Here is an 8,139-nt window from a genome sequence, read left to right as displayed (position 1 = left end):
CCCCCAAGCGAGGTCGCAGGCGTTGGTGGTGTGGCGGCCGCGGGGGATCGAAGACTGAATCCTGGCTTAACGCAGGAGTGCCCGGGACCCTGAGGGTCCCGGGCACTCCTGCGATGTGTCAGAAGGACGAACTCGAGCCTGCCACCGGGGTGACGGCAAGGGCGTTGCCTGCTACGTCCCGCATGCCACCTGTGGGCGTGTACGTCGGCACAGCGGCCTTAACCGTTCCATTGTTCGCGCTTCCCGTGGCCAAGGCCCCCAGTGTGATGGTGAGCATCCGGGTGGCGGGGCTCCAGCTGACCGTCGAGGCGGACCCTCCGGCTCCCTTGTAAGTGAGTGTTCCCGACGGGGAGTAGTTTCCAGCGAGGGCGACGCTGCCAATTCTCGACGTCGGGCAGGCCGAGCTGTCCACGCTGACGCTGAGGACGTTGCCCGCGCTGATGGTGACAGTGACCTGGTTGTCCCCGCTGAGGGTCCCTGCGGCACCGGGGGCCCAGCTGCTGCAGATTGTCGAGGAGTCCAGGGCTTCGAAGAAGGTGATGGTGGCCTTGTCGCCGGGTTCGATCTTGCCGCCCTTGCCGCCGCCGTCGGCCAGCACCACCCCGGACACCGTCGGGGCAGTGACGTCCTTGACGGAGGTTACTGTGCCCGGCGGTGTGGGATTGCCCTGGTTGCCCGCGGTGTCGGTCGCGACGGCGCTGTACGTGAGCGTCCCGTCAGCCAGAGACGAGAGGTTCACAGCGGTGTTCCAGGCTCCGGACGCGTCCGCGGTCACAGCAGCGGTGACGGTATGCACAGGGGTGCCGGCGTCCTTGACCGTCAGGGCAATGGATGCCCCGGGTTCGGTGGTGCCGCTGACGGGTACGGTGGCGACGGTGGCGGAGTTGACATAGGCCGGGGCCGAGACGGTAGGGGCGGCTGGCGGGGTGGTGTCAACGGCGGCGCCTGCGCTCCGGACGCTCTCGGGTCCTTGCCACTGCCCGAGTACGGGGGTGACCGTGTAGTACCAAGTGCCGGTCGGGACGCCTTGGTCGGTGCAGCCCAGCCCCGCGGTAACCGTGCCCGTGCAGGTTCCCCCCGCGGCGATTCTGGTGCCGCCGGATGCCGAAGCATAGCGGGCCAGCGTGTAGCCGCTGACAGGGCGGCCGGCAAGGGTGGCGGCGGCCTTCCATGCCAGCGTGACATTTCCCGCAGACACGCTGGCCGAAGGCGTGGCGCCGGCGGCCACGGCATCAGCGGCGGCCGCCGCGGACCCCCCGTTCGCGACCGACGCCCAGAAGGCGTTGGCCCCCGGACCGGCCCACGAGAGCAGGGCAACGCCGGCAACGATGACGGCAACGCGGCTCCGGATGCTCGGGTGTGCCTGGCGGGTGTTGCGACGGCTCATCGTCGGGCCTCCACGGTGACGGGAATTTTGAAGGTCGCGCCCTGGCAGGCGGACTGTGACTGGGCGGACATGCCGGCCGCGCCCGGCAGGGTGACCAGCAGGGATGAGTTAGCCGGGATGGTCACGGCAGGTGCGAGCGGTGCGGCCGGGGCCGTGAAGGACACCCCGGTGGTGGTGCATCCGGAATGGGCGGCATCGGCCGTGATTGCCCCGCTGGAGGCCACCGAGTACAACTGAACCGCGAACGCGTTGGGGTTGCTGGCGCGGAGGATGACGTCAGCGCTGCCGCCCGGAACCAGACTGGTCCGGTTCGAGTCGCCGGCAACAAACGCGTCGACGGCGACGGTCTGCATCGGGGCTGCGGCTGCGGCACCGGAACCCGTGCCGGTAGTGGCCCAGTAGGCGTAGGCGGTGCCGCCACCGGCCAGCAGACAGAGCGCGGCGGTAGCGGCGGAGGCAGTTCCGGCGACTCTGGTGCCGCGCAGCATGGATCGTGTGGATTGCATGTCAGTTTCCCTGCCCTGATCCCGAGTAGGCCAACTGGAGGACTGCGCCCTTGCAGCCGTCCTGGAGACGAGGAGCGTCGAGCATTGCGATCCGCGGCCATTGGGCGGATGGAACGCCAAGTTGTGAGAGCGAGCTGCTGCCGGCCGGAACCGCCAGGGGATAGCGCCCGCTGAACTGCACCACGGCATAGTCCTGCGCCGTGCAGGGCAGGCTAGCCGCGATCGCCTTCGCGGTGCGGACTACACCCGCGATCGAGACCGTCAGGTTGCCGACGTCGATGCTCTTATCCGGGTTGTTGAATCCGAGGTCCAGCGGCCGGCTCGTGCCGGGGGCGAGCAGTCCCGCCACATCGCCGGAGAGCCCGAACACCCGAAGGGGAGCCTTGACCCGCAACTGGGTTTGTACGGAAGCCGACTGGATCGCGCCGCTCTGGCCCGTCACGGTCAAAGCGTAGTCTCCGGCGGCAGTAGAGGATGCCGTGGATACATTCATGCTGAGCTGGGCCGTACCCCCGGCCGTCAGCTTGACGGACGACGGCGAGAAGCTGGCCGCTGCCCCGGCCGGGATGCCGGCGACTGCCAGCGTTACGGTGCCGGTAAACCCGCCCGTAGAGCTGACGCTTGCGGAGTAGCTCGTCGCCTGTCCCTGGTCCACGTTCCTGGTGGACGGCGTGACCTGGACCAGGATTCCGGGCTTTGGCGGGGCGGACTGCTGCCCGGCCGCGTAGAGCGTGCCCGCCGGCAGGAAGATGGCCAGCAGGCCAATGATAAGGACGCGGCCGGCGAGACCCGCGTGATCCCTGGCGAGCCGGAAGAACCGCAGTAGATGCTGCATTCCCTATCCTCCTTCGACCCGGCGGCATGGCACGGATCGTGGGTGTCGGCGGTGGCTGATGCGTTGTTGTGCGGTGGCCCGAAGGCCGCCCCGGCGGGCCGGGTGTCCGGCCCGCCGGGGACGCCAGCTATACGCTGCTGACTGTGACCGTGACGATGGCCGACTTGCAGGCATCCTGGTTGGCGGCGCTATTGAGGAACTCCAGTGTTCCCGTCCCCACCTGGGTGCCTGTGCTGTTCGCCGCGACCGGGGAGTTCGACGTATCGGCGCTGACCGCGAACCATGCCGGCAGACAGGTATCCACGCTCGTGGTCACCTTTGCGGTGAGGGCGCCGACGACGGTGCCGGTGTTGGTGCTGTTGTCGGCCGTGTAGGTCACGGGCACCGAGTTGCCCGGTGCCAGGCCGGCCGCGAAGCTTGCATGCAGGGTCACGGTGCCGCCGCCGGTGGAGTTGGCAGCGGTGCCGGTGCCGGCGCCGGTGGTGGTCCAGTAGGCGTAGGCAGTGCCGCCGCCGACGGCCACGAGGGCGACTGAGGCTGCAACGGCGATGACCTTGCTCTTCTTGGTGAGCTTGCGCATTTTGTGAGACTCCTTGTGTGGGTGGCACCCGGACAGGAGTCAACAGGCCTGAGCCGCATTCCCCCCAATCCTGCGGTTGCCGCGCTGAATCGATGGCCCAATCGTTGCGGTGAAGAGCGGACGGGACAACGCGTAGTTGTACTCGTCTTTTCGCCCCGGAATTACCTACTCTCGAGTAAGGTACTCGCGTTTCGGCGCTGAGAGCTTCTGGTTTCCTCACGGAAACTACGCGCGCGGCAGGACGAAACGGTGCGACATTACGCGCGTGCGGACGGCCTCGAGCCGCCGTGTCCGGCCTGGATTAGTGGAGCAAGTAGTCTGCTTTTATCCGCAGCTCCGGGCGGATTCAGCAGACGCGGTGCCGGCATGCCGTGGCGCCCGGGCAAGTAGCCGCGGCAACGAACTGAGTACTGCGGAGCGGAAACGGGTAACGTGCCTTCCGATAGTCGGGTACCTGAAGCGCGTGACTTCAGGCTAGGGCCGCGCGTTGAATTGGGGTGTCAGAAAGTCTGGTGTGACACGCTCGCAGCTCCTTCGGGAAGCCCGGGCGGAGCCAGCACAGCAGCGTAGAGGCCGGGGGGCATCGCATGCATGAGTCAGCTGAGTTTGGACCGTCCACGTTCGCGGGCACGCGATGAGCCCGGGGCTCCAGGCAGCCGTCCTGTTTGCCGGCTCGCTGCCAGGGCACATTCTCATGTCCCTGGGGCAGGCGCTCGTGGTGGTATGCCTGTGCTTCGACTTCGTCCGCGCAGTCTCCGTCCCGCGGTCCCACCGCCGCTATGTGGCCAACACCGTCTTCCGCACCCTGGCCCTGCCGTCCATCCTTGTCATGGCGTTCAGCGTGCTCCTCGATGCCGCGTCCGGCTCCTGGACAAACGTCGCCGCAGGCGTCTTCATCCTGGTCGCCGTGATCTTCCGGTGGCACCACGACACCGACGAAGACAACTGGTGGAAGGGCAAAGGAAAGGCCCTGGGCCGCTGGCTCAAGGACCGGGCGGCCTCCGGATCCCTGGTTGCTCCGGCCGCGGCGTGAAAAAGCCCTTGCTGTCCGGGCGTCCCAGGGTGTCCAATCCTTAACGGAAGGCCCTGCGGGGCACGAGTGGACGCCACGCCAGGAGGATTTCATGCCATCGAAAGCCGCCAAGACTCCGTCGAGGGGTCCGGCCCGGGGCACGTCTGATCTCCGGCGGGCCGACGCCAACGGCTCCGCGCCGCCGGAGCAGCCGGACAAGATCCGCAATGTGGCACTTGTAGGCCATTCAGGTGCTGGAAAGACGATGCTCACTGAAGCTCTGCTTGCCGCCACCGGGGCCATCACGCGCAAGGGCTCGATCGCCGACGGCACCACGGTGAGCGACTCGGATCCCGCCGCCATCGCCCAGCAACGCTCCGTGGCACTGGCCGTGGTGCCCGTGACGGTCGGCGACATCAAGGTGAACCTGCTGGACACTCCCGGTTATACGGATTTCATCGGAGAACTGCGCGCCGGGCTGAGGGCGGCGGACGCGGTGCTGTTTGTCGTATCGGCCACCGACGACGTCGACGCCGCGACCACCGCGCTTTGGAACGAGTGCCAGCGGCTCGGAATGCCCCGGGCCGTGGTCATTAGCCGTCTGGACCATCCGCGCGCGGATTTCGACGCCGCCCTTGCCCGCTGCCGGCTGGCGTTTGGCGACTCCATCGTGCCGCTTTACTTACCGGTCAGCACCGACGGTGCCGTCACCGGCCTGCTGGGGCTGCTGACAGGCACGGTTTCCCAGTACGGTTCGGACGAAGCGGCACCCGCAGCCCGCGCCGCGACCGACGTCGAGCTCGCCGGGTCGGAGCCCGCGCGGGGCGCGCTGATCGAAGGGATCATCGCCGAGAGCGAGGACGAGACGCTCATGGACCGGTACCTCGGGGGTGAAGAAATCGCTTCCGAAGCCCTGATCGCCGATCTGGAGACCGCCGTCGCCCGCGGGTCCTTTCACCCCTTGCTGCCGGTGTCCGCGGAATCAGGACTTGGCCTGGCGGAACTGCTGGACGTCCTGGTGCGCGCTTTTCCTACGCCGGCTGAGCGCGGGGTCCCGACAGCCACGGACCTCGACGGCGTGGCCGCCGGCCCGCTGGCCTGTGACCCTGAAGGGCCGCTGCTCGGCGAAGTGGTGCGTACGACGATCGACCCATTCCTCGGCCGGGTCTGCCTGGTGCGCGTCTTCTCCGGCGTCGTGCGGGAGGACACCGCCATCCACGTGGGCGGCCGCGGCATGGCGGACCGCGGCCACGAGGACCACGATAGCGACGAGCGCATCACGCACCTGTACTCGCCGCTCGGATCCGGTCTGCGGCCGGTAGCGTTCTGCGTGGCCGGGGATATCTGCGCGCTGACCAAACTGGGCACCGCGGAGACCGGCGACACGATTTCGGCCAAGGAGTCGCCTTTGCTGGTCGCCGCCTGGGACATGCCGGATCCGCTCATGCCGGTGGCCATCGAAGCGGCCACACACGGCGATGAGGACGTCCTGGCCAGGAACCTGGGCAAGGTCATCGCCGGGGACCCGACGCTGCGGGTGGAACGGAACTCTGAAACCCACCAGCTGATCCTGTGGTGCATGGGCGAGGCCCATGCCGACGTCGTCCTGGGCAGGCTGCGGGACCAGGGAGTGAACCTGCAGACCGTACCGGTGGTCACCCCGCTGCGCGAAACGTTCGCCGCGCCGGCGGCCGGCCACGGGCGGTATGTCAAACAATCCGGCGGCCACGGCCAGTACGCCGTCTGCGACATCGAGGTGGAGCCCCTCGAGCGCGGCGCCGGATTCGAATTTGTCGACAAGACGGTGGGCGGGGTGATTCCCGGGCCCTTCATCGCCTCGGTGGAAAAAGGCGTGCGGGCGCAGATGCAGAAGGGCGTCTCCGCCGGATTCCCCGTGGTGGATATCCGGGTGACGCTGGTTGGCGGCAAGACCCACAGCGTGGACTCCTCCGACGCGGCCTTCCAGGCGGCCGGTGCCCTGGCCCTTCGCGAAGCCGCAGCGGCCACCCGGATTCAGTTCCTGGAACCGGTCTCGGCTGTGACCATCAGCGTTTCGGAGGACCACGTGGGCGCCGTGATGAGCGACTTGTCCTCCCGCCGGGCGCGGCTGACGGGAACGACGTCCGCCGCGGACGACAGCACCGAGATCAGCGCCGAGGTTCCGGACCAGGAGCTGCTGAAGTACGCGGTGGAGCTGCGGGCCTTGACCGCCGGCAGCGGCCGGTTCCGGCGCAGCTACCTGCGGCACGAACCCGTGCCGCAGGTAGCTGCGCCGGCCCCCAATAAGAGCGGCGTCAGCCGTTGATGACCTGGGGGACGCCGAGGGCTTTGAGGCCTTCGACGCCGAATTCGAGGCCGTAGCCGGATTGCTTGGCTCCGCCGAAGGGGATGCGGGGGTCTACGGCGCCGTGTTTGTTGATCCAGACGGTGCCGGCTTCGAGCCGGGCCGCGACGGTGCGGGCTGCGGCGGGGTCGGCGGACCACACGGAGGCGCCGAGTCCGACGTCGAGGGCGTTGGCGTTGGCGACGGCTTCGTCGACGGTGCTGTAGCGGATGATCGGCAGGGCGGGCCCGAACTGCTCCTCGGTGACGAGCGGGTTGTCGTTGTCGATGTCCGCGATCAGGGTGGTGGGGTAGAAGTGGCCGGTCCGGTCCGGGTCGGGGTTGCCGCCGAGCAGGACCCGGGCACCGGAGGCCTTGGCGGCATCCACGAGCCGGGCGACGATGTCGTACTGCTGGCGGTTCTGCAGCGGACCGAGCACGTTGGCCTCGTCCAGGCCGATGCCCATGGGCATCGTGGCGGCGACGTTGGTGAGTTCCTCGCAGACGGCGTCGTAGATGTCGGTGTGGACGTAGAGGCGTTTGAGGGCCGCGCAGGTCTGGCCGGTGTTGATGAACGCGCCCCAGAACAGGCCTTCGGCGATGGCTTTGGGGTCCGCGTCGGGCAGGACGATGCCGGCGTCGTTGCCGCCGAGTTCCAGGGTGAGGCGTTTGACGGTGTCGGCGGAGGACTTGATGATGGCCTTGCCGGTGGCGGTGGAGCCGGTGAACATGATCTTGCCGATGCCGGGATGTCCGGCCAGGGCCTCGCCGACCTCCCGGCCGCCGGAGACCACGGACAACAGGCCCTCGGGGAGTTCCTCGTTGATAACGGCGGCGAGGGCCAGGACGGAGAGCGGGGTGTATTCGGAGGGTTTGACCACCACGGCGTTGCCCATCCGCAGGGCGGGGGCGAGCTGCCAGACCGTGATCATCATGGGCCAGTTCCAGGGGCCGATAGCGCCGACGACGCCGATGGGCCGGTAGTGGAGTTCGGCGCGGGTTTCGCCGTCGTCCACCACGGTTTCCGGCTCCAAAGCTGTGGTGGCGGCGACGCGCAGCCAGGCGGCGCAGGCGCCGACTTCGAAGCGGGCGTTGGGGCCGTTAAGGGGCTTGCCCTGTTCACGGGAGAGCAGGCGGGCGAGTTCCTCGGCGGAGCGTTCGACGGCGTCGGCTGCCCTGAGGAGCGCGGCGGAGCGGGCGTCGTGGCCCAGGGCGGCCCAGGCCGGCTGGGCAGCCGTTGCGGCCGCGATGGCCTGCTCCAGGTCCTCAACGGTGTGGACCGGGGCCTGTCCGACCGGCTGGCCGGTGGCGGGGTCCAGGATGGTCCGGGTTTCCCCGGACGTCGGGGAGATCGAGGCGAGAAGGGCGTCGTAGGTTTCCATGGGTGTACTCCACATCGAGTAGTTGAGGCGCTGGTAGTTAAGGCAGAGGTAGTTGAGGGCTGGGTCATTGAAGCGCTGTGTTGTTGAGACGCTGCACGCGGCGCAAGATGGTTCC

The 8,139-nt window shown here is 68.4% G+C and carries 7 protein-coding genes; 2 read left to right on the top strand and 5 right to left on the bottom strand.

Going from position 1 to position 8,139, the window contains the following annotated elements:
• Nucleotides 1-118: 118 nt before the first annotated feature.
• From ABD243_RS12375 to ABD243_RS12360, 4 genes are all read right to left on the bottom strand, one after another.
• Complete coding sequence (locus ABD243_RS12375; RefSeq protein ID WP_344366047.1) at nucleotides 119-1,387, bottom strand: Ig-like domain-containing protein; 1,269 nt, start codon at nucleotides 1,385-1,387, stop codon at nucleotides 119-121.
• Entirely contained in the window at nucleotides 1,384-1,893 is a 510-nt protein-coding gene (locus tag ABD243_RS12370; RefSeq protein WP_344366044.1) for a hypothetical protein, read from the bottom strand. Before ABD243_RS12370 ends, ABD243_RS12375 begins: the two co-directional genes overlap by 4 nt.
• 1 nt (nucleotide 1,894) lies before the next feature.
• Entirely contained in the window at nucleotides 1,895-2,728 is an 834-nt protein-coding gene (locus ABD243_RS12365) for a COG1470 family protein (RefSeq protein WP_344366041.1), read from the bottom strand.
• 127 nt (nucleotides 2,729-2,855) lie between these two features.
• Nucleotides 2,856-3,308, bottom strand: coding sequence for a hypothetical protein (locus ABD243_RS12360; RefSeq protein WP_344366038.1), 453 nt, complete (start codon nucleotides 3,306-3,308; stop codon nucleotides 2,856-2,858).
• A 634-nt stretch (nucleotides 3,309-3,942) separates the two neighbouring features.
• On the opposite strand from ABD243_RS12360, the gene ABD243_RS12355 reads away from it, so the two are divergent.
• Nucleotides 3,943-4,341, top strand: a complete 399-nt coding sequence (locus ABD243_RS12355; protein ID WP_116767261.1) for a hypothetical protein — start codon at nucleotides 3,943-3,945, stop codon at nucleotides 4,339-4,341.
• Between the two features lie 91 nt (nucleotides 4,342-4,432).
• Nucleotides 4,433-6,625 carry an elongation factor G-like protein EF-G2 gene (locus ABD243_RS12350; protein WP_344366035.1) on the top strand — a complete coding sequence of 731 codons (2,193 nt, stop codon included), beginning with the start codon at nucleotides 4,433-4,435 and terminating at the stop codon, nucleotides 6,623-6,625.
• Here the strand turns inward: ABD243_RS12350 and ABD243_RS12345 are convergent.
• Nucleotides 6,615-8,024: an aldehyde dehydrogenase family protein gene (locus tag ABD243_RS12345; protein WP_344366033.1), complete on the bottom strand. Its 1,410-nt coding sequence runs from the start codon at nucleotides 8,022-8,024 to the stop codon at nucleotides 6,615-6,617. The two genes, ABD243_RS12350 and ABD243_RS12345, sit on opposite strands and share 11 nt — an antisense overlap.
• Nucleotides 8,025-8,139 lie beyond the last annotated feature (115 nt).

Source organism: Arthrobacter humicola, assembly GCF_039531445.1.
GTDB lineage: Bacteria > Actinomycetota > Actinomycetes > Actinomycetales > Micrococcaceae > Arthrobacter > Arthrobacter humicola.
The sequence above is the reverse complement of the archived record's forward strand: the minus strand, read 5'-3'. Positions and strand labels throughout refer to the sequence as shown.